Consider the following 24,649-nt stretch of genomic DNA (forward strand, 5'->3'; position numbering starts at 1 on the left):
CTAATAGTATAAGTAGTATTTTAACCAAAAGCTAAATTCATGCCTTTCATTACGGCTAATGGAATACAAATATATTATGAAGAAAGAGGTTCTGGAAAGCCTTTATTATTGATAATGGGTATAACTGCACCATGTGCTGTCTGGGAAAAACATGTGGCATATTGGGAACAAAACTATCGCTGTATTCTATTCGATAATAGGGGTGTAGGTGCTTCCGAAAAACCTGAAGGTGCATATACCACCGCTGAAATGGCTGATGACAGTGCTGATTTGTTAGAAGCCTTAAACATACCGGAAGCGGCTGTTGTAGGGGTTTCCATGGGTGGGGCAATCGCTTTACAATTGGCAATAAGGCATCCAGATAAGGTAAAGGCTATGGTTCTGATGTGCCCTTGGGCAAGTTGCGACCCTCGGGGTGAGGCGATTTTCAGACATATGATGCATGCCAAGGCTCACTTGAGACCAGAGCAGTTCGCTAATTTCATCCAGGTACTTATTTTTCATAAGTCTACATGGGACCACGGATCGGAAGAACTTTCAGAAAGCCGTAAGCAGGCGTCGGTGGATGAAAGTCCACAACCATTACATGGTCTGGAAGGTCAGGCTCATGCCTGCATTTCCCATAATGTGGTTTCACAACTAAAATCGATCAACATTCCCTCTTTGGTTATTGGGGGTAAGGAAGATATTTTTATACCCGAATGGATGGCCCGTGAGGTAGCGGAAGGAATACCTGATTGCGAATTACATCTTTATGAAAACGCCGGTCACGCTTTTCATTGGGAAGAATTGGATGATTTCAATCCCAGAGTATTAGACTGGTTGGATACTAACTATTGAAATGAATTAATTATATATTTTTCTGTATGGAAAAAATGCGAATAGGTTGCGAGACATATACTTGGGCCATGTCTGGCGATACATATAAAAATCGGCTCGAACATATCATCGAAGTCACATCTAAAGCAGGTTTTGAAAGTATAGAACCCGATACGGGCTTTATGACTAATTTTACAGACCCGGTTCTTTTTAAGGAAGTACTGGACAAACATGGTATTGAACTTTCTGTACTATGTCACGTAGAAGACTGGAGAAACCCGCAAGAGACCGTTGCTGAGAAATTGAATGCAGATCAGTGGATTGAATTCATGAAGCATTTTCCCGATGCTATTCTACTTCTTGTACAAATGCCGGGCCAAGATCGTAACGATCTGAAGGAACGTCAGCAGAATCTCCTGTCTTGTGTCAACGAAATTGCGCGTAGGGCGTCAGATGAAGGCATTGTTTGCTCATACCATCCGAACTCGCCTATGGGGTCTATATATCGAACCGAAGAAGATTATGAAATCCTACTCAATGGATTGGATAATAAGGTAATTAAGTATACACCCGATGTAGGCCATATGGCCAAAGGGGGAATGGATCCTTTGAAAGTAATTAAACAATATCGTGAATTGGTCAATTGTATTCATTATAAAGATATGTTCCAAGATGGGCGATGGGCTCGAATGGGGGAAGGCATTATCGACTTCGAGGGTATTACGAGGTATCTCAAGGAGACTGACTTTGGAGGGTGGATCATTGTTGAAGATGAATGCGAAGAGGCTATTACCGACCCGGACGGCATTACGATGAAAGATGGGGTCTATATAGATAAAGTATTAAAACCACTATTGTAAAGATTTAAATCAAATTGAATGAAAATGGCAAATAAAAAAGAATTACGTATCGGTCTTATAGGTACAGGTTTAATGGCGCGAACACATACGAATGGTTACAAGCGTATTGGCGATTTTTTCCCGGAATTGGAATATCGCCCCATTTTGAAAACGGTTTGTTCGCGTACAGAAGAAAAAGTAAAGGCCTTTGCCGAACAATGGGGCTATGAGTCTTACGAGACGGATTGGAAAAAGGTAATCGAGCGTGACGATATCGATGCCGTAGATATTTGTACGCCTAACGATATGCATGCCAATATCGCTATTGCGGCCGCAGAGGCTGGTAAAATGGTATTATGTGAGAAACCCTTGGCAAGAACAGTCGCGGAAGCACAGCCTATGGTCGATGCCGTTGAAAAGGCAGGTGTGGCCAATACGGTTTGGTATAACTATCGTAGAATTCCAGCAGTCACCCTTATAAAACAAATTGTAGACTCTGGTAAACTGGGCCAAATTTTTCACTATAGATCGAATTTTTTGCAAGATTGGACCATCAATCCCGAACTACCGCAAGGTGGAGAGGCTTTATGGCGTTTAGATGTCGATGCCGCAGGATCCGGGGTGACCGGAGATCTATTGGCCCACTGTATCGATGGCGCGATGTGGTTAAACGGACCGATTAAAGATGTCTCCGCGGTGACCGAAACCTTTATTAAGGAAAGAGTGCACCAATCTACGGGAGAGGTTCAGAAAGTAGGTATTGATGATGCCTGTATTTTTCATTGCCATTTTGAGAATGGGTCTTTAGGGCTGTTTGAAGCTACTCGATATGCAAGGGGGCACAAAGCCTTATATACACTTGAAATCAACGGAGAGCATGCAAGTCTGCGCTGGGATCTACACGAAATGAACTATGTAGAACTTTTTGACCATTCTGATGAAGGTATCGTTCGTGGATGGCGTAGGGTATTGGTAACCGATGCAGACCAGCCCTACATGGACCGTTGGTGGATACCGGGAACTTCGATAGGCTATGAACATTCTTTTGTACATCAAGTGGCCGACTTCCTGAAAAGTTTGGAAACCGGCGAACCATGTCAACCGACTTTCAGAAACGCATTGCAGACCCAAAAGGTATGCGAAGCCGTTATCGATTCGGCAAATTCGAAGAGCTGGAAAGATACCGGTGTAGAATAGGCAAGTTCGATTAAAAAGTATTTGAGCGTTGTTACTTAAACTAGCAATGAATCCCGATGGTCTGTTTTTAACAGATCTTTCGGGATTTCTCTTTGGTGTCAACTCTCCAAAATAGCCAACAAAAAAGGGCGAATGAAGAATTCGCCCTTAAAACTCAACAAAACTAACTCAAACAATATGAAGGTCTCTAATCTTCACTTTACTATATTAAAACTTATTTAATTGCTTTCTATCCTGTACTGTGCTGTTAAATATGAATGAGATAACAAAATGCAGTGTTTTTACGAGTCCTTTACTTAATGCATTGGCGATAAATAAGGGGTTGGCTAATTTTAACCCAACTTTTTCATTCGTTCAAATGGCCAAATAAGGTGCTCTCAGGATTGTACAGGATGCCCGAAGTCTACTTTGAGCGTATTTTGTATATTTCAACAAAATAGCAGGAAATGAACAACCTTCTTAAGAAACAGAACAGGATTAGAATAGCTGCAGTGATACTCATTTTTTTTCCGAGCATTGCCCTGTTGAGTCAAGAAAAATCGGCGTCTTTAAAGGGAGAGCGACCCAATATCATTTTTATATTGACCGATGACCAGCGTTATGATGCATTAGGGTATGCAGGAAACAACTTGATTTCTACTCCTGAAATGGACAAGCTCGCCGAGGAAGGGACCTATTTTAGCCATGCCATGGTGACCACACCGATATGTGCAGCTAGCAGGGCCAGTATTCTTACTGGTTTATATGAGCGTGCACATAATTACAATTTTCAAACGGGTGATATTCGAAGCGCCTATATGGATGATTCCTACCCTAAAATTCTTAAAAATAACGGGTACCGAACGGGTTTTTATGGTAAATATGGAGTGCGCTACCAAAACCTTCAGAAACAGTTTGATAGTTATGAGTCTTATGACCGAAATGGAGCTTTTAAAGACCGAAGAGGTTATTTCTACAAAACATTAGGGAAAGATACCGTGCACCTTACCCGCTATACCGGACAAAAAGCACTTGATTTTATTGAGGAGAGTACTTCATCAAGACCTTTTTGTCTCTCGTTGAGCTTTAGCGCTCCTCATGCCCATGATGCTGCGGAAGACCAATATTTCTGGCAGGAAGAGTCCGATAGGTTACTTGACAATATCTCAGTTCCAGACCCTAACTTTTCAGAGGATAAATATTTTCAGCAACTGCCTAAATTCGTTAGGGAGGGTTTCAACAGAACGCGTTGGTACTGGAGGTATGACACCCCCGAGAAATATCAACACAGTGTTAAGGGCTATTACCGTATGATTTCTGGGATAGACCGCGAAATCGAAAAAATTAGGGAACTACTAGTACGCAAAGGCCTTGAAAAAAATACGGTAATCATTCTTATGGGTGACAATGGCTATTTTTTAGGGGAACGTCAATTGGCCGGTAAATGGTTGCTCTACGATAATTCGGTAAGGGTACCTCTTATTATTTATGACCCCCGTGCCAAAAAGCAAAAGGATAGTGATCAAATGGCGTTGAATGTAGATGTACCGGCGACCATTCTCGATTATGCCGGGGTAGCACGTCCTTCAAATTGGCAAGGAAAGAGTCTTGTGCCACTGGTTTCCGGAAAATCAAAAGAATTGAGACGCGATACCGTTTTGATAGAACATCTCTGGGAATTCGAACATATACCGCCGAGTGAAGGAGTGCGAACGAAAGACTGGAAGTATTTCAGGTATGTGAACGACAAATCCGTGGAAGAACTTTATGACCTCAATAAAGACCCGAATGAAATCGAAAATTTGGCTGCTGACAAAAACTATACGTCGGTTTTAGAATCCCTTAGAAATAAAACGGAAGAACTGATCGAAAGTAAAAGGGATTCATTTTCCGATGGCCCTACCGATTTGACGGTCGAGTTCATCAGAAGACCGAGCGATACAGAAATTTTGGATACCAAGCCTGAATTTTCATGGGTAGTACCAAAGGGTGCCGTGGTACAATCGGCCTATCAAATTCTAGTGAGTTCGTCCCTAGAGAACATCAAAAATAATATCGGTGATATTTGGAATAGCGGTCAGATACGATCAAACGAATCTTTTGATGTCGAGCATGGGGGCAATGCATTGCGCCCTGGTCAAACTTATTTTTGGAAAGTACGCATTTGGGATGTGGACAATCGTCTCACCAAGTATTCAAAATATCAGAGGTTTACGATGGGTGAGTTGGATGGAAAAACTATTACCACTCCAAACAGCTTTCAAGTCGATACCATAATTCCTAAAATTTTTGAGAAAAGACAGAATGTCTATTTTATGGATTTCGGAAAAGATGCTTTTGCTACTATGGGATTTACCTATGACGCGCCTTCCGACCAAAATTTAACTGTTCGCATTGGAGAACAACTAGAGGGCGGGCAAATCAATAGGAAGCCTCCTAAAAAAAGCCATATTAGGTATCAAGAGATAACCGTACCGGTAAAAGAAGGACGCCATTATTATCAAATTTCTATTAAACCTGATCAAAGAAATACCTTGCCGGGTAAAGCACTTCCGTTACCAAAGGGTTTTCCGGTACTTATGCCTTTTCGATATGCAGAGGTGGAAGGGGCTCATAGAAATTTGGTGGCGCAAGATTTTGAACAGCTAGCTTTCCACTCCTATTGGGAAGAGGATGCAAGCTCGTTCGATAGTTCAAATCCCATTCTTGATGAGGTGTGGGATCTGTGCAAGTATTCTATCAAAGCCACCACGTTTAATGGGTTATATGTCGACGGGGACCGAGAGCGAATACCCTATGAGGCTGATGCCTACCTTAACCAGTTGAGCCATTATACTACTGATAGCGAATATGCCATGGCCCGTCAGACGATCGAGTATTTTATGGAGCATCCTACTTGGCCCACTGAATGGCAACAGCATGTAGCGCTCATGTTTTATGCGGATTATATGTATACGGGCAATACTGAACTTATCGAGAAGTATTATGATCGGCTTAAACACAAGACACTTTTTGAGCTTGCTCGTGAAGACGGCCTTATTAGCTCTTCAAAAATGACTCCTGAACTCATGGATAAACTTGGTTTTCCAAAAGATATGACCGAAACCTTTAGAGATATTGTAGATTGGCCCCCATCAGGTTGGGGGGGTGACCCCAATGTGATGGGAGAACGTGATGGGTTTGTGTTTAGGCCTTATAATACTGTAATAAACAGCTTCTATTATCGGAATATGCAGATCATGGCCGAATTTGCAAACTTGTTGGGCAAAACCGATGAAGCAATTGAATTCGAACTACGGGCAATAAAGGCGAAGAAAGCGATAAACACAAAATTGTTTGACACGAAAACCGGGGCATATGTCGATGGCGAAGGAACCGATCATTCTTCCATACATGCCAATATGCTTCCATTGGCATTTAATATTGTGCCTAAAGAACGTATTCCCCAGGTCATCGATTTTATCAAAGCGAGAGGTATGGCGTGCAGTGTATATGGCGCACAATATTTAATGGAAGGCCTTTATAATGCTGGGGCTGATGATTATGCTCTAACGTTATTGTCTTCCACATCTGATCGAAGTTGGTATAACATGATTCGTATCGGCTCGACGATAACGCTAGAGGCCTGGGATATGAAGTATAAACCCAACGCCGACTGGAACCATGCATGGGGTGCCGTGCCGGCCAATATTATTCCCCGGGGGCTATGGGGAATAACACCGAAAACACCGGGGTTCGGGGTTGCCCTGATCAGACCTCAAATGGGTACACTGAAGAAGAGTTCGGTCAAAGTTCCCACTATTAAAGGACCAATAATGGCCGAGTACACTTTTGTCAATAATAGGTTGCAGCGCTATACCATAGAAATACCAGCGAATATGGTGGCAGAATTCGAAACACGAACCTCTACGGATAAAGTCATCAAATTAGATGGTATAAAAATAAACCCCGGCTTTGAAAACATACGGCTATCCCCGGGAAAACATAATATTGAACTGATTATCAATTCTTTTTAGTAAAAAAAGGTTTGTAGTGCGGATGCTTTAAGATGAGCGATTTCGTTAAATAAATTAGTTCTACACAAAAATTTTGACTGAAAAATCATGAAACGAGTAGCATTTAAGATGAAGTTGAAAAGTGGGTATAAAGAGGAATACATGCGACGCCACAATGAGATTTGGCCAGAACTCAAAGAACTTTTGCATTCAGCGGGGGTAGGTGAGTATTCTATTTTTTTTGATACCGAAACCCATACTTTATTTGCATTTCAAAAACTTTCCGGAAAAGAAGGGTCCCAAGATTTAGCCAATCATCCGATTGTTCGAAAATGGTGGGATTATATGGCAGACATTATGGAAGTTCATGGAGACAACTCTCCCATTTCTATTCCACTAGAGGAGGTTTTCTATCTGGCCTAATCTTAATGAGTTAAATTCTAATTTATCTTGGCTTTGGCCTTACGTTATCTGTCAGAGCTACAGGGTTACACGCTTTTTGGAAGAGGATGTTCCCAACCTTCTCTGTAACCTCTTTTAAGTAAGGCAGTAGCTTCGGGGTCGTCTACGATAATCATTTCCTTCTGATCATAAACTAACGGTCTGTTGAGATTCATGGCCATATTGGCCAAGATACAACTAGCTGTAGAAATATGCCCTTCCTGTATACTGGCTACGGGTTGTGTTCCCGTGTCTATTGCGGACAGAAAATCTATCATATGGGCCCGAGTGGCCGGTGCAGCATGAAGTTCGATATCTTTTTCGGTCAGGTCTTCAGGATATTTTTCCTTTTCATAGATGACATCTTTATGTATTTTCTCACCTCCTCCCTGAGGAATAAAATCATATTGCATAACGCTTCCTAGCAATGTACCCTTGTCGCCGTAAATCTTAAAGGACCACGGGTATTCCGAATCTGCAGGGGAGCCCCATGAGCGATGGTTCCAGACACAATTGAGCTCGTCAAATTCAAAAACTGCCGTTTGCGTATCACTAATATTGGCCTTAGCTTCTTTCTGAACATAGATGCCGCCGGAAGAGCTTACTCGTTTGGGCCAGCCAAGACCTAGCATCCAACGTACGGTATCGAGCATGTGAACACACATATCGCCTACAATACCGTTACCATATTCCATAAATGCTCTCCAACGGCGATGGGGAAGCCCGTCGAACTCTCGCAAAGGTGCTGGTCCTGTCCACATATTATAATCAAAGAAATCGGGAACGGGTACTGGCGGTCTATTCCCGGTATCGCGCATGTGGTAATAACAGCATATATCTACATGGGACACTTTTCCCAAAAGCCCTGCATCTACGATATTTTTCTTGGCTTCTACCAAATGCGGCGTGCTTTTTCGCTGGGTCCCCACTTGAATTATTTTACCATACTTTTTTGCCGCTGATACGAGTGACTCCCCTTCGATGACATCAACACTTATTGGTTTTTGAAGATATACGTGGGCGCCAGATTTTAAGGCCTCGATGCCTTGGAGGGCATGCCAATGATCTGGAGTGCCTATCAATACAATATCAAGATCCTTTTCAGACAACATTTTTCTATAATCCGAATAGGTTCTGGGCTTCTTTCCGGACCTTTGTCGTTGGCTTACTAATTCCGCAGCTTCTTCGAGCATACGGGCATCCGCATCGCAAAGTGATATTACTTCTACATTAGCCACCTGAATAAGGCGAAAAAGATCGCTTTTACCATACCACCCAGTACCTATGAGACCCACTCTTATTGGTTTTTCACGATGCATCAAATCGATTCCATAAGCCCCGAATGAGGACAGTACCATTGCAGCGGTTGTACCTTTGATAAAATTTCGTCTGTTAACGTGCATGTTTCCAAATTATAATTTTAAAGATAGTAAAATACTAAGAAAACAAGGTAGGGTTTAAAGTTCAGAAGGTGTTTTAGATGTAGATACTTATATTATCCAAAACCAATCAGGTTTTAGAAAATAATAATGAGGTCGACAATCGAATAAGTAGGAGTAATTTAAGAAAGTAAATCCTTTATGAAAGATAACTTTTAACGGTATGATTTATAGGTTTTTTCTTATTCTCAAATCTATTACTTCTCACCGGATCGTATTTTTAATACTGACCAGTAATCGATAAAAAAATATAAATGAGCGAATTTGACATCTTTAATTCAGAAATTGGTAATACATTCCCTTATTTTTGCGATTGGTTATTTATCGGCCATTTGATACGTGTGAAATAATAATTCTATGAAAAACTATTACTTGTACTTGCCCCAAAGTATTATCCCCCTTTTTATCTTGACCTTCTTTTTTTCTCTGGTGTGCCTTGGTCAAAGTTTTAATTCTTCTGGATTGGTAGGCGAGAACCTGACCAACCCTACCTCTCTCGATTTTGGACCCAATAATAAATTATATGTTGCGCAACAAGATGGTACCATCTTGGAATATACGGTAGATCGAGACGGTGCGGCGCCTGGTTCTGGAACCTATTCCATTAGTGAAAGTAAAACGATTGATATCATCAAGACAGGCACCCCAAATCACAACGATGATGGAACTGTCAATATTATGACTACCCGTCAAGTCACAGGTCTCTTAGCAACAGGCACTGCTACTAACCCGATTTTATATGTAAGTTCTTCCGACTCTCGAATTGGAGGTGGAGGTAACGGTGAGGATAGTAACCTGGATACCAATTCCGGTGTATTGTCGAGATTGACATGGAATGGTAGCACGTGGGATAAGGTCGACTTGGTACGTGGCCTTCCGCGATGTGAGGAAAACCATTCAACAAACGGAATGGATATTTTTGAAAGGGGAGGGAACACATATCTGCTTTTACAGCAGGGTGGTAATGCCAACAAAGGCGCCCCTAGTAACAATTTCGCGGGCACGTCTGAAACCTATCTATCGGCCGCTTTGCTCATCGTCAATCTGAGTCAATTGGAACAGATAGAAGCTGCGAACGGCGGCCCTTTCACGGATACACGTTATGGGAATATCAAGTACGTCTATGATTTACCTACGCTCAACGACCCATTAAGGGCGGATATTACGAATGCCAACCCTAATTTTCCGTACCCTTCTGGCCACCCGATGTACAATGCTACTATTGATTTGGGAGATCCATTTGGGGGAGAGAACGGTCTAAATCAGGCCATTACCGAACCTGGTGGTCCAGTACAGATTTTTTCCCCTGGGTTTCGAAACGCATATGACGTAATGATAACCGACGATGGAAGAATATATTCAAGCGATAACGGACCTAACAAGAACTGGGGAGGTCCCCCGGTAATATATGGCGCCAACGGGCAGCCGAAGGCAGATCAGAGCGCGGCCAATTATAATCCGGGTGCTGGCGACTATGTGACCAATGATTTCAATGAAGACAATAGCAATACGCACGGTGATGCATTACATTTCTTAGGGACTATTGACGATGCTAATGGTACCTACTATGCAGGCCACCCTGTTCCGGTGAGGGCATTTCCTTCAAAGGCCGATATCAAGGTATATGAATATACAGGAAGTGAATGGGAAGTAACCGCGAATGAAACGTTTAGTGATATGCTATCGGGGGTTTCTGGATATTACAATACTAGTTTTACGCTAGCCGATTATCCCGATGATTCGAGGCAAGGCGAATATTTGGCTGATGCCGACAATGACCCCAGGGTAAATATACTTGACATCATAGGGCTTTCAACCAACGGTATATGTGAGTATACCGCAAGTAACTTCAATGGAGCGATGCAGGGCGATATTTTGACCGCTTCCTATAGTTCTAGTGGATCTATTAACCGATATCAATTGAATGCTTCCGGTGACGGTCTTGCCTCAGGTGGCAGACAACGGGGATTTTTCTCAGGTTTTGGAGCGCTTCCCTTGGACGTTATCGCCCAAGGTGACGATGATCCCTTTCCAGGTACGATTTGGGCGGCTACCTATGGAGCAAACGGGATCACGGTTTTTGAACCTACAGATTTCGGAACTTGTCTTCAACCCGGAGATCCCGGTTATGTAGGGTCTGAAGATTATGACTCGGACGGATATACGAATGACGATGAGGCGGCAAATGGAACCGATCTTTGTTCAGGAGGAAGTAAACCCAATGACAATGATGGGGATTTTATCTCCGATTTGAACGATGACGATGATGATAATGACGGTATTTTGGACAATGATGATGCCTTTGCGGTCGACCCCAATAATGGAACCACCACCAATCTGCCGATCAACTACCCGTTTTGGAACAACGATCCGGGAACCGGACTTTTTGGTTTAGGATTTACCGGGCTCATGTTAGATCCTAGCGGTAATACCGATTATATAGATCAGTTCGATTCTGAAAACCTAACTTTTGGGGGCGCAGGTGGTAAGGCCACCGTCGATAATTTAAGCACGGGCGACGCTACCGGTAATTTGAATACCCAGGAGAACGCTTTTCAGTTCGGAATCAACGTCGATGTAAACTCTGCACCTTTTACGGTACATTCAAAAATTGAAAACCCCTTTTACAATATTGATCCCGTCAGCGATCGTTCCTACGGTATTTATATCGGAAATGGAGATCAGGACAATTACCTTAAAATGGCCATTTCAGAGGGTGTCACCATGGGCGATAATATATACGGTGTTGATATTGTGACAGAGGGAGGGGCGTCGAATGTGGTCTCCCAGCAATATGATATTCCGGGTCTTTTAGGGGCCGCGGGAGTGGACCTTTTTATAAGCGTTAACCCATCGACAAATACGGCACAACCCTACTACTCGCTTGATAACGGTCAAACTTTGAACCAATTGGGAAGCAGTATAGTATTGCCCAACAGTATTCTGGCTGCCGACGATGCAAAGGGTATGGCAGTTGGGATCATAGGTACGGCGAAACAATCGGGCCAAGAATTTACGGCCACTTGGGATTTTATCAATGTAATAGAGAACGGGGAAAAGAACCTCACTTCTTCTATAGACCCTATTGATTTCGGTTCCTTTCAGACGTCTGCCTCGGCGGCACAGTTAATACCTGGGCTCACCAATGAAGGCGGGCCTTCCTCGGGATCTATCGATATAACTGCTGTTAATATAACCGGGCAGGATGCTGCACTTTTTAGTACGTCGGCAAATTTTCCTTTAACGATAGGGCCGGGCGTTACCAAGTCGCTGCCCTTAAGTTTTTCCCCTAACGAGATTGCAGGAACAAAAACGGCTAACTTAGAAATAGTACATACGGGTACTAATTCCCCATTGATAATACCACTCGCCGCTATATTAACCAGTGGGAATACTACGGAAAGTGTTGTGGCCAGAATAAATGCGGGAGGTGCCCAGGTAGCGGCTACGGATGGTGAAATGGATTGGGAGGCCAATGCTACTGCCGGTCCTGTTTCTGGTAGTTCCTACAGTGTGAATACCGGCCAGATATTTGAAGATAATTTGGTGTATGCTGACCGTGATGTGGCTTCCATCCCCGATTATATCGACCAAACTACATTCGATGCCCTTTTTAGTGAACATCGTTATGAAGTCATATCGCAACCACAGATGGAATTTACCTTGGCTGTACCTAATGGTGAATACACCGTTAATCTCTTTATAGGTAATAGTTTTGAGGAAACTAATACCATTGGGTCAAGAGTGTTCGATATTTTAATCGAGGGTGCGATAGCCCAAGATGACTTTGACCCGATTGCCACTTTTGGCAACTTGGCAGGGGGTATGCTCTCTTTACCCGCAACTGTTTCCGATGGTGTTCTTAATATAGCCTTCGCGCACCAAATTGAAAACCCAATGGTTAGCGCCATAGAAATACGCACCGCGGGTCAGCAAGGTAGCGATATCGATATCGAACAGATAGCGAATCAGTCTAATAGGGTTGGTGATCAAAGTGAATTGGCCGTCGTTGCCACTGGTGGTGATGCTCAAGAGAATTTTACCTATTCGATTTCAGGGCAACCTTCAGGAATCGATATTGAACCTACCAATGGTCAAATCTTTGGTACTATCACCACGGATGCTTTATCTGGAGGACCAAATAATGATGGTGTTCATAGTGTAACCATTGAGGTGAGCAAACCGAGTTCGGAAACGGCGAGTATGAGCTTTTTCTGGACGATAGAAGAACAGAGTGAATATACTATTATGGCATCCTCAGGTATTGGAGGCACCATTTCGCCATCGGGTCAAATTTCAATGGCCCAAGGGGATGACCAAGTATTTACAATGACTCCTGAAACTGGTTTCGAAATAGGTGATGTCGTGGTCGATGGAACGTCTGTTGGTATTCAAGGTACCTATTCCTTTACCAATGTCGCAGAAGATCATACGATTCATGTCATTTTTACTCAGGTCGGAAATCAAATTCCAATAGCGGTGGCCAACTCTAGTGTTGCTAGTGGCCCCGCACCATTAAGTGTTGATTTCGATGGTAGTGCTTCAACAGATGACAATGGTATTGCAACGTATTCATGGGATTTTGGTGATGGTTCTGCCGTTGAGACCGGGGCCTCCGTAACCCATATTTTTGCGGAACCTGGGGAGTATACGGTAATCCTTTCTGTGGAGGATACCGATGGTATTATTTCCGAAGACCAGATTGTCATTTTGGTCAATGACCCTGCAACCCAAGGGGAGGAATTTGTGTTGTACCCGAACCCCGCCTCAAGTGAGATAACCTTGCGCTTTGCACCAAATGCCGAGATTTTATGGTTATCTATATTTACTACCAACGGAAAATTTTTGAAGCGCGTAGGGGCTACTGAAGTACAGCAAGGAATGGGCTACGTACTGGAGGTTTCAAGTTTATCGGAAGGCCTATATGTTGTTAAGGCGATTTTGGCAAACGGAAAAACACTCACTCGAAAAATGCTTATCCATAGATAATGATATGAAAGAGATTGCCGGCGACAACACTATGAAAAAATTATTCGGAATAAGTTTCAGGTCTTTTTTGACCGGTTTGGTGTCATGCATTTTTTTGAACGCTGTAAATGCCCAGTGGGTCGATAAGAACGAGTCTGAAAATTATACGGCACGTCACGAATGTTCCGTGGTTCAGGCGGGTGACAAGTTCTATGTCATGGGAGGTCGTGAAAACTCGAGGACTCTCGATGTGTACGATTATGCAACTAATACATGGTCACAGCTCGAAAATTCGGCTCCTGAGGAGTTCAACCACTTTCAGGCCACGGAGTACAAAGGATTAATTTGGGTTATTGGAGCTTTTAAAAACAACGCGTTTCCCAATGAAGAGCCTGCCGACTACGTATGGGCTTTTAATCCCGTGTCCGAAGAATGGATCAGGGGCCCCTTGATTCCTCAAAACAGAAGAAGGGGTTCTACCGGTTTGGTGGTCTACAATGACAAGTTCTATATCACAGGTGGAAATACCGTTGGCCATAATGGGGGCTATGTAAGTTGGTTCGATGAATATGACCCGCAAACCGGGGAATGGACCGTTCTGGCCGACGCACCGAGAGCCCGTGATCATTTTCATTCCGCTATAGTCGGGGATAAACTTTATTTGGCAGGGGGAAGGCTATCTGGTGGGGCCGAAGGTACTTTTAAACCGGTTATTCCCGAAGTTGATGTGTATGATTTTAATAACGGTCAATGGAGTACGTTGGCCGCTGCCCAAAACCTTCCTACACCAAGGGGCGCACCCTCTGTGGCCGTATTAAATGGAAAATTATTGGTTATTGGCGGGGAGGTCGAAAATGAAATGGTTTATGGTGTGGAGGTTAATGATGCGCTAAAAATCACGGAGCAATATGACCCGGCAACCCAGACTTGGCAGCGGTTGTCGGATATGAATTACGAGCGTCACGGAACCCAAGCAATTGTATCGGGCAATGGAGTTTACGTACTAGCGGGATCGCCCCAAAAGGGAGGGGGTAACCAAAAGAATATGGAATATTACGGAGTAGATGCTCCAGCGGGTACGCCAAGTACGGCAAGTTCGTTGACCCTACCCGATGCTGTTGAGCTGGAGGTCAATTCGTCAAAGAACTTTGATATGGCCGCCGTAGGTGGAAACGTAGGTGTATTTATACGGTCTATGGAAATAACGGGTTCCGGTGCCTCAAATTTTCAGATAACCTCTGGCGCGCTCGAAAATGTACTGCTTCCACCGGGAAGTACTAATCCGGTTACTATAACGCTTAATGGTTCTGGAATTGGAGCTACGGCAGTATTGACCATTAATTACGGGGCTTCATCTTCCTCAGAGATTATTTTGAACAACGGAGAACTGGCAGCTGGTGTGGTCAACCCGGGTACACAGTACGATCAGGAAGGAGATAATGTGTCCTTACAGATACTTACGAACGGAACGGGAAATAATCTTGAATATTCCGCTACCGGATTACCCCCTTCATTGACAATCAACCCCTCAACAGGGTTGATCACCGGTACCGTTCGGCAACCCGGAAATTCTTCTGGTAATGCATTCTTGGAAGAGTCCGGTCGTGTAATTATTGAAGCCGAATCGGGTACTATCGTTCCTAACTGGTCTTTGACGAATACGGGTGGAGCAACGGGGATTATTGCGGGCACGAATAGCTTCAACAGTCAAAACGGGGGAACTATTCCTTACGATATAACGATTAGCACTCCAGGGGTATACCGATTTAGTTGGCGAAATTTTTATAGTGGTAGTTCGGAGTCAGATCAGAATGATAATTGGCTGCGTTTTCCAAACAATAGCGATGTTTGGTTTTTTGGATATAAAGGAAACCCAGGAAGCGAGTCAAGTTTGATTTCGAATGTTCAGGGTGCACAGACCGATATTGTTTTTCCAAAAGGAAGCTCTCGAATAACTGCTAGCACGACACCGGAAGGTGGTGGAAGTAACGGCTACTTCAAAATTTGGAGAAGTGGAGGAAGTCCCGAAAATTATGATTGGCAAGCCCGAACAAGTGATAACGATGCCCATAATATCTACGTATGGTTTGTCAATGCAGGGACCTATACCATGGAAATTTCGGAAAGGTCATCGGGGCACGCGATAGATAAAGTGGCCCTATATAAGGTTGATGGGCCGTCCTATTCCGATAGCGAGCTGACAAGTGCACCTCAATCTCCAAGAGAAACCGACAATACACCGGGAGCAGCCGAAAATAGTCCGTATGAGGTAGAAGTTACGGTCATTGATAATGATAACAACGAAACAAGTTCTGAAACCTTTACCTGGATTATTGATAACTCGGGAAACCCGGTAGCGGAAGCCAGTGCTGCACCATTGAGCGGGAATCTGCCCTTACAGGTCGAGTTTCGTGGAATCGATTCGGCCGATGATGAGGGAATCGCCTCTTATCTTTGGCAGTTTGGTGATGGAGCTAGCTCAGAATCGACCTTGGCAAACCCTACGTTTGTGTATTCAGAGGAGGGGGTATATACTGCAACGTTGACCGTGACCGATAGTAATGGTAACTCCGATTCTGAAACAGTGCAAATAACTGTAGCACCTGCACCTACGTACACGATTTCCGCATCTGCAGGTGAAAACGGCTCGATTTCCCCCGCAGGGGAAATTGTGGTAACCGAAGGAGATGACCCTGAATTTAATTTCAATGCCGATACGGGGTATGAAATTGCCGATGTGTTGGTCGATGGAAGTTCTGTGGGTGCAATAAGCAGTTACTTGTTCGAAAATGTGAGCGCTTCGCATACTATAGAGGTTTCCTTTTCAGCAGTTGAAGCCGTTTCGTACACGATTACAGCTTCTTCTGGATTGGGAGGAGCGATTTCTCCAGTTGGAGCTACGGAGGTAGATAGTGGTGCGGATCAACTATTTGAAATGACCCCTGAGGAGGGCTACCAAATAGCCGATGTCTTGATTGACGGGAACTCCGTTGGTGCCGTAGAAAGTTATCTTTTTGAAAATGTGACCACGGCACATACCATCGAGGTCTCTTTTGAGCGCATCACTTATATTATTACGGCCTCTTCCGGATTAGGTGGAGAGATTTCACCGGCCGGCTCCATTGAGTTGCAAGAAGGGGCTGCTCAGGTATTTGAAATGACGCCTGAAGAAGGTTTTGAAATTGCTGACGTTTTGGTCGATAATGTCTCATTGGGAGTGATCGAAAACTACACTTTTACTAATGTTACGGAAAGCCACTCTATTCATATCATATTTACTCAAATTGGTAACGAACCACCTGTTGCCGTAGCTTCGTCAAGTTTGAACGAGGGGCCAGCCCCGTTAAGCGTCAATTTTGATGGAAGTGCATCAAGCGATGATGTTGGAATTGTGGAATATACTTGGGATTTTGGAGATGGTAGTGCAATCGAGACTGGTGTAACGACAACACATGTTTATACGGCTGTAGGCGTGTATAGCGCAATTCTATCCGTTGAGGATTCCGAGGGGATTACGACCACGGATATCTTGCAAATAACTGTAGTTGAGCCAGATGGTCCAGTAGACCCAGAAGACGATTTTGTTCTATTTCCAAACCCTGCATCTGAACTTGTGGAGTTGGTTTTTGCCGAACCGATCGACGTACGGGTTATTTCTATATTTGATTTACAAGGTAAATTGCTAGAATCGATTAACCAAGAGCAATTGCAACCGGGCAATGTTTATACCATCGATGTGGCAAGTTTGTCCGCTGGCGTTTATGTGGTCGCGGCCTACGACGTGAATGGTAAATCATATGAACGTAAGATGCTCGTGCGATAATAAGGAGAATTATCAATATAATGAGATTTTCCTTTTAAGTAGGGGATATATTTCTATCATAAGTCTAGTATTTTAAATACGGTATTTTCGACAAGGGCATAAATCCCTAGTTTAGTGAGATACTTATTCCTTATATTTACTTTTCATTCAAAATACCTATCCGTATGAAAAGGTTCTCATTTTTTGCTTTTTTTGTTTTAATGGCCGGGCAAACGCTTTTTGCCAACATTACTTTACCGAATATCTTGTCGGATAATATGGTCTTACAGCGCAATGATATGGTCATGTTATGGGGCTGGGCCAATACAGGAGAGGAAATCAGTGTGGTTACTGGTTGGGACAATAAAACCTATACTGTTAAAACGGCCATTACCGCCAAATGGGAGGTAACTGTGAAAACCCCAAATGCAGGAGGCCCGTTCTTCATTAAATTTAAGGGTAATGACAATGAAGTAACGCTCAACAATATTTTGATCGGTGAAGTTTGGCTCTGTTCCGGGCAATCAAATATGCAGTGGTCGGCTACTACCAATGCAGGTATAGACAATGCAGAAGAAGAAATAGCGAAGGCAAATTATCCGAATATTAGGTTGTTTACAGTAGAAAGGCGTACCTCTGAATTTCCTCAGGAAGATTTGCCGGGAAATTGGGAAGAGTGTACACCGGAGACCATGAAAGATTTTAGTGCCATTGCCTATTTTTTCGCCAGAAGGTTACAAGGCGAACTTGATATTCCCATAGGTCTTATCGATAATGCATGGGGAGGTTCTCCGGCCGAAGTTTGGACGCCAACCTCTGTTTTTGATGAACAAGAGGATTTGGAAGCATCTGCCAAAGCCCTCGAGAGTACTCCATGGAGCCCTGTTACGCCTTCTTATCTTTACAACGCGATGGTTCACCCGTTAACCCCCTTGAAAATAGCAGGAACAATTTGGTACCAAGGAGAATCAAATGTGGGGCGCTATGAAAAATACGAAAAGTTGTTCTCTCAAATGGTAGCTTCTTGGCGGAATGCTTGGGGGTATAGTTTTCCATTTTATTATGTGCAAATCGCTCCCTACAAGTATGAGATACCAGAGACTGGTGCCTATCTACGAGATACGCAAAGAAAGGCTTTAGAGGTTATTCCTAATTCAGGAATGGTTGTGGTAAGCGATATTGCCACGATCAATGACATACACCCCCCGAATAAACAGGATGTTGGTCTTAGGTTGGCAAATTTGGCATTGAAGGAACACTATAAGGTGTATGAGGGAGAGGTTTATGGGCCATTGTTCAAAGAATTTCGAGTAGAAGGTAAAAAGATTAGAGTAATTTTTGACCATGCCAAAGGTTTAAAGGCTTTAGGAAAGACGCCCACACATTTTGAAATTGCGGGAGATGACGGGCAATTCTATCCCGCAAAGGCACGGATCAAAAACGATGAAGTTATTCTATCTTCCCGAGAAGTTAAAGAACCTAAAAGAGTACGTTTTGGTTGGAGCAATATTGCCGAACCAAACCTGTTCAATGCTGCTGATCTTCCCGCCTCAAGCTTTATTAGCGAGTAAGTGATCAAGACATCCAATTCTAAAAATGGTAAAGCTCAATAAAATTGTATTTTTGTTGTACAACAAAATTGCTATGAATTTTTCGTTTTATGAGTGGCTCAGAGGATGTGCCATAGTGGTATTTGCCATTTTATTTTTGGCTTGCAAAGAGGATAAGAAATCAAACCTTCAGCAAGAAGCCCACAAGTTTACCAACGAACTTGTCAATGAAACAAGTCCGTATTTATTACAGCATGCCCACAATCCGGTAAACTGGAAGCCTTGGAGTTCGAAGGCTCTAGAAGACGCCGAAGCGCAGCACAAATTGGTGTTGATTAGTATTGGATACTCATCATGTCATTGGTGCCATGTGATGGAAGAAGAGACGTTCGAAGATGAAGCGGTTGCAAAGTTGATGAATGAAAACTTTATCAATATTAAAGTAGATCGCGAAGAGCGTCCTGATATTGATCAAATTTACCAGACTTTTGCACAACTTACCGAAAGCAATTCAGGGTGGCCCTTAAACGTAATTACACTGCCAAACGGAAAACCGCTTTATGGAGGAACATACCATACCAAGGAGCAATGGATAGGGGTGTTGAACAAAATAAACGATCTCTATAAAAACGATGCCCAAAAAGCGGCCGAATATTCGGACATGGTAGCTGGCGGTATTGCTGAGGCGAATGCTATTGCTCCAGCTGCAGATATAGGTGTACTTACTCAACAGAACCTGAAAGAGAGTGTTGCCAATTGGAAGGGGAATTGGGATTTGGAAAGAGGGGGTGACAAGGGCGTTCAAAAATTCATGATACCTTCAAACTTAAGTTTCTTGATCGATTATGCGGTTCTAGAGGGCGATAATCGTGCCATGGGCCATGTGAAGACAACGCTTGATAAAATTGAGATGGGTGGTGTTTATGACCAGCTAGGCGGCGGATTTTACCGGTATAGTACGGATGCAGATTGGAAAATTCCCCACTTTGAAAAAATGCTTTATGATAATGCACAAGCACTTAGCCTATATTCGAAGGCCTATAGTGTATTTAAAAGTGTTGAATACAAGAATGTAGTTTGGGAGACCATCGCATTTTTGGAACGTGAAATGAAAAACCCCGAAGGAGGTTATTATGCTGCTCTTGATGCGGATAGTGATGGGGAGGAAGGTAAATTCTACGTTTGGAAGGAAAGTGAACTTAAATCGGTACTGGGCGATGACTACGACCTTTTTGCCATCTACTACAATATTGGCCCTAATAGTATATGGGAAGAGGGAAATCATGTACTTCGACTTGAGACGGATATAAAATCTTTTTTGGATGCGCAAGCTATAAGTTATTCCGATTTCGATGCTGCCAAGAACCGATGGCATAAAAAATTATTGAATGCAAGGGACAAAAGGGTGCGCCCGAGCACAGACGATAAAATAATTACCTCATGGAACGCCCTTTTGATTACGGGCCTTGTGGATGCCTACAAGGCTTTCGGTCAGCAAAGGCATTTAGATATGGCCCAGGGTATTTACCAATTCTTGAAAACCACGTCCTTTAAAAATGGGCTGCTGGTTCATACCTATAAAAAAGGAAGCGTGCATAAAGAAGGTTTTGTGGAAGATTATGCCTTTTTGGCTGAGGCCTCCCTAGCCCTATATGAAGTAACATTGGACGGTCAATACCTTGAATTTGCACAAGAAATGGTCAGAAACGTAGCTTCCAAGTTTGAAGATGAGGCTTCGGGGATGTATCGGTATAATGCTGCCTCTGAATTGATTGCGAAAATTATAAAGACCGATGATGGCGTTTTGCCTTCCCCAAATGCCGTTATGGCGCATAACCTCTTCCGATTGGGGCATATTGAATACAATATGGACTATCTTAAAAAGTCGAAGCAAATGCTTTCGGCGATGGTGCCTTCGACTATCGAGGCGCCTGCTAGTTATTCGAAGTGGAACGCACTATATTTAAACATAGCCTATCCGTTTTTTGAGGTTGCGGTAGTCGGTAACAATGCATTCCCCTTCGTCAAAGATTTGCATCAAAAACATTTACCAAATACCCTGGTTGTAGGAACGGAGACGGAAAGTAATTTGCCCTTGTTCGAAGATCGTTATGATGATGATGCCACCTATGTGTATGTGTGTCAAAATACTACATGCAAACTTCCAGTACGAACGGTGGAAGAAGCTATGCGGCAACTGCAAAATTTTTAGTACTAACCATCGAACCTTTATATCAAGGATAAATTTTACTTTTTGTTATGCAGGGAAAAATGTAACTTATGCCCTGTAATTCATTAAATGTATACTATGCAAATAAAGGAGTCTTCCGAAGTCTATGATGTAATAATTGTGGGTTCAGGTGCCGGTGGGGGTATGGCCACCAAACAACTTGCCGATGCAGGGCTTAATGTAGCGGTGGTAGAAGCGGGTCCGTTTTTTGACCCAAAAGATCCCAAAACCATGACCCAGTTGAAATGGGCTTATGAGGCGCCCAATAGAGGTGCTGGAACCACCCGCCCTTTTGGCGGATGGGATATGGCCTGGGGAGGCTGGGAAATCGAAGGAGAGCCCTATACCGTGGAGGAAGGAACCGAGTTTCGCTGGTTTCGTTCGCGAATGTTAGGTGGAAGAACAAACCATTGGGGGCGCATATCCCTGCGCTTCGGACCAGATGACTTCAAACATAAAGATATTGATGGCCTTGGGGAAAATTGGCCCATTAGCTATGATGACGTAAAGCCTTATTACGACAAGGTAGACAAATTAATTGGTGTTTTTGGAACCAATGAAGGGCTTCCTAATGATCCCGATGGATTTTTTCTTCCTCCTCCTAAACCTAGGCTTCATGAGCTTTTTTACATTAATGGAGCCAAAAAAAGTGGAATTCCCGTCATTCCAGGGAGGCTTTCGATGTTGACCAAAAAAATTAATGAAGATAGGGGGGTTTGCTTCTATTGTGGCCAATGTTCACGCTCTTGTCAGGTATATGCCGACTTTTCTTCTGGAAGCTGTTTAATATTTCCGGCCCAAAAAAGTGGGGGCAAGGTAAAACTCTTTGTGAATTGCATGGTTCGCGAAGTGACCACAAATGAAGAAGGAAAAGCTACTGGGGTATCATACATCAGTAAAGACGATAGAAAAGAGTACAAGTTGAGGGGTAAAGTAGTGGTCTTGGCGGCTTCTGCATGTAGCTCGGCCCGTATTCTGTTGAACTCAAAAAGCAAGCAACATCCCAATGGTCTTGGCAATAGTAGCGACGTGGTGGGCAAGTACCTTCATGACTCTACAGGTGCCAGTGCAGCAGGATTCATCCCAGGTCTGATGAATCGTAACGTGTCCTACAACGAAGACGGTGTTGGGGGTATGCACGTCTATTCACCATGGTGGGGCGACAATTCTAAACTTGATTTCCCAAGAGGTTATCATATAGAGGTTTGGGGAGGTATGGGTAATCCGAATTACGGGTTTGCTATGAACCCGAATGACTTTAATAAGTTTTTTGGCTTGAAAGTGGGAGGCTACGGAGACCAGCTTCGAGATGACGTTAAAAAATACTATGGTTCGGTGATAGGCTTTGGCGGAAGGGGAGAGAGTATTGCGCGAAAGGACAATTTCTGCGAAATCGACCCGACAAAAGTCGATGAGTTCGGTATTCCAATTCTAAAGTTCAATTACAAGCATTCCGAATTTGAAATAAAGCAGGCCAAGCATATGCAGGATACTTTTGAGGAGCTTATTCACAATATGGGAGGAGAATATCTGGGCAATAAGCCCGGAAAAGATCGCGATTATGGTCTTCATGCCCCCGGTGATATTATTCACGAAGTGGGTACTACACGCATGGGCGACGACCCAAAAACATCGGTTACCAATAAATTCAATCAACTGCACGATGTAGACAACGTATTTATTGTAGATGCAGGCCCATTTACTTCACAGGCTGACAAGAACTGTACTTGGACCATCTTGGCCTTGTCGTGGAGGGCATCAGATTATATTATCGAACAGTTGAAACAACAAAATATTTAAGCACCATGGACAGAAGAAAAAGTATACAGACCATGATTCTAGGTGCCGGCGCATCGGCCTTGGCCTTTCATGGTTGCAAACCGGAGGAGGAAACGAAAGTAAATGAAGAAATTCTAACTTCTGAAGATACCGATTATTGGGGTAGAACCCCCGAAGAGTTGGAAAGAGTTCAAAAGTTGCGAGCTGAACAATTATTCAGCGAACATGATTTAGAAACCATTGCCGTACTCAGTACGGTCATACTGCCTCCAAAGGATCCACATGGTGGGCCTATAGAAGCGGAAGTGCCTGAGTTTATCGAGTTCATCGCTAAAGATATTCCATCCATGCAACCGGTTCTTAGAGGGGGGCTTATGTGGTTGGACCATAAGAGTAATACCGAGTTCGAAACGGAATTCAAGTCGGCCAGTCTAGCGCAGCAAAAAGAAATCCTCGATACGATTTGCTATCACGATATCGATGTGCCATTAGATGATCAACCCTTGGAAATTCAATTCTTTTATTTGATGAGGGGTCTCACGATGACAGGGTATTATACCTCTAAGGTGGGTATTGCCGATTTGGGGTATAAGGGAAATAGCCCAAATGTTTGGGATGGTGTTCCCCAAGATGTTTTAGACCAACACGGGGTATCATACGACCCGGCCTGGATTGCTAAGTGTGTTGATCAAAGCAAGCGGAACGTAATTGCGGAATGGGACGATGATGGTAATTTATTGACCTAACAGAAAAAGTAGCAATCTTTTTATGAGGTGAGGTAAAAGTATAACAATGAGAAAATTAGTGTTATTTCTAGGTGTAATCTGGCTATCGGTTCCTTTGGTGGCGCAAGAGGTAGGGTTGCAACTCTATAGTTTAAGGAACCAGTTCAAGACAGATGTTCAAGGAACATTGGAAATTATCAAGGATTGGGGAATAACTAAAATAGAGGGGGGTGGCACGTATGGGCTTTCTATGGATACGTTTCAAGACTTATTGAAAAAGAACAATCTCGATGTAGTCAGCGTAGGAGCTAGTTTCGAAGATTTGGAAGAGAACCCTCAAAGGGTAATCGAAAATGCCAAGGCTTTTGGCGCTAAGTATGTCATGTGTGCATGGGTACCCCATGATGGTAATAAATGGGATTTGGCAGAGACCAAACATGCCACCGAGGTTTTTAATAAGGCGGGCAAGCTTTTAAAAAAGAATGGATTAATCTTGGCTTATCATGCGCACGGATACGAGTTCCGCCCTTATAAAAATGGCACCTTATTCGATTATATGGCCGAGAACGCGAAACATTTCACTTTTGAACTGGATGTATTTTGGGCACACCATGGAGGTGCCGATCCTTTGGCTCTAATGAAAAAATATCCATCGAAGTTTACCCTTATGCATCTGAAGGATATGGAAAAAGGAATAAAAGGGAATAATACCGGCGAAGAAGATGTGGAGACCAACGTAATATTGGGTCAAGGGCAAGTTGATATTGCAGGTACCGTAGCCGAAGCCAAGAAACTCGGTATCGAATATATGTTTATAGAAGATGAGTCCTCAAGGGTCGTTGAACAGGTGCCAAAGAGTTTAGAATATTTAAAAGAACTGGAATAA

The 24,649-nt window shown here is 43.3% G+C and carries 13 protein-coding genes; 12 read left to right on the forward strand and 1 reads right to left on the reverse strand.

Features of this window, described 5'->3' with window-relative positions:
* Window positions 1–39 precede the first annotated feature (39 nt).
* From F2B13_RS01015 to rhaM, 5 genes are all read left to right on the forward strand, one after another.
* Window positions 40–840: an alpha/beta fold hydrolase gene (locus F2B13_RS01015; RefSeq protein ID WP_149302803.1), complete on the forward strand. Its 801-nt coding sequence runs from the start codon at window positions 40–42 to the stop codon at window positions 838–840.
* 26 nt (window positions 841–866) lie between these two features.
* Window positions 867–1,679: a sugar phosphate isomerase/epimerase family protein gene (locus F2B13_RS01020; protein ID WP_149277043.1), complete on the forward strand. Its 813-nt coding sequence runs from the start codon at window positions 867–869 to the stop codon at window positions 1,677–1,679.
* Between the two features lie 24 nt (window positions 1,680–1,703).
* Complete coding sequence (locus F2B13_RS01025; protein ID WP_149277044.1) at window positions 1,704–2,855, forward strand: Gfo/Idh/MocA family protein; 1,152 nt, start codon at window positions 1,704–1,706, stop codon at window positions 2,853–2,855.
* 446 nt (window positions 2,856–3,301) lie between these two features.
* The gene (locus F2B13_RS01030) at window positions 3,302–6,850 is read left to right on the forward strand and encodes a sulfatase-like hydrolase/transferase (RefSeq protein ID WP_149277045.1); all 3,549 of its coding nucleotides are present in this window, start codon (window positions 3,302–3,304) and stop codon (window positions 6,848–6,850) included.
* Window positions 6,851–6,937: 87 nt separating this feature from the next.
* Complete coding sequence (gene rhaM / locus F2B13_RS01035) at window positions 6,938–7,252, forward strand: L-rhamnose mutarotase (protein ID WP_149277046.1); 315 nt, start codon at window positions 6,938–6,940, stop codon at window positions 7,250–7,252.
* A 65-nt stretch (window positions 7,253–7,317) separates the two neighbouring features.
* Here the strand turns inward: rhaM and F2B13_RS01040 are convergent, their stop codons facing one another.
* On the reverse strand, window positions 7,318–8,673 hold the full coding sequence (locus tag F2B13_RS01040; RefSeq protein ID WP_149277047.1) for a Gfo/Idh/MocA family protein: 1,356 nt from the start codon (window positions 8,671–8,673) through the stop codon (window positions 7,318–7,320).
* 393 nt (window positions 8,674–9,066) lie between these two features.
* Between F2B13_RS01040 and F2B13_RS01045 the strand changes: the two genes are divergently transcribed.
* From F2B13_RS01045 to F2B13_RS01075, 7 genes are all read left to right on the forward strand, one after another.
* Window positions 9,067–13,698, forward strand: a complete 4,632-nt coding sequence (locus F2B13_RS01045) for a PKD domain-containing protein (protein WP_149277048.1) — start codon at window positions 9,067–9,069, stop codon at window positions 13,696–13,698.
* Between the two features lie 4 nt (window positions 13,699–13,702).
* Window positions 13,703–17,500 carry a PKD domain-containing protein gene (locus tag F2B13_RS01050; RefSeq protein ID WP_232625174.1) on the forward strand — a complete coding sequence of 1,266 codons (3,798 nt, stop codon included), beginning with the start codon at window positions 13,703–13,705 and terminating at the stop codon, window positions 17,498–17,500.
* 164 nt (window positions 17,501–17,664) lie between these two features.
* Window positions 17,665–19,050 (forward strand): sialate O-acetylesterase, encoded by a 1,386-nt coding sequence (locus F2B13_RS01055; protein WP_149277050.1) that lies wholly within the window; start codon window positions 17,665–17,667, stop codon window positions 19,048–19,050.
* 73 nt (window positions 19,051–19,123) lie between these two features.
* Window positions 19,124–21,241 carry a thioredoxin domain-containing protein gene (locus F2B13_RS01060; RefSeq protein WP_149302807.1) on the forward strand — a complete coding sequence of 706 codons (2,118 nt, stop codon included), beginning with the start codon at window positions 19,124–19,126 and terminating at the stop codon, window positions 21,239–21,241.
* Window positions 21,242–21,337: 96 nt separating this feature from the next.
* Window positions 21,338–23,059 (forward strand): GMC family oxidoreductase, encoded by a 1,722-nt coding sequence (locus F2B13_RS01065; RefSeq protein WP_149277052.1) that lies wholly within the window; start codon window positions 21,338–21,340, stop codon window positions 23,057–23,059.
* Window positions 23,060–23,064: 5 nt separating this feature from the next.
* A complete protein-coding gene (locus tag F2B13_RS01070; protein ID WP_149277053.1) occupies window positions 23,065–23,784 on the forward strand; it encodes a gluconate 2-dehydrogenase subunit 3 family protein in 720 nt (239 codons plus the stop codon).
* A gap of 46 nt (window positions 23,785–23,830) precedes the next feature.
* A complete protein-coding gene (locus tag F2B13_RS01075; RefSeq protein ID WP_149302809.1) occupies window positions 23,831–24,649 on the forward strand; it encodes a sugar phosphate isomerase/epimerase family protein in 819 nt (272 codons plus the stop codon).

Origin of the sequence: Pareuzebyella sediminis (genome assembly GCF_008367235.1) — a bacterium.
Classification (GTDB): Bacteria; Bacteroidota; Bacteroidia; order Flavobacteriales; family Flavobacteriaceae; genus Pareuzebyella; species Pareuzebyella sediminis.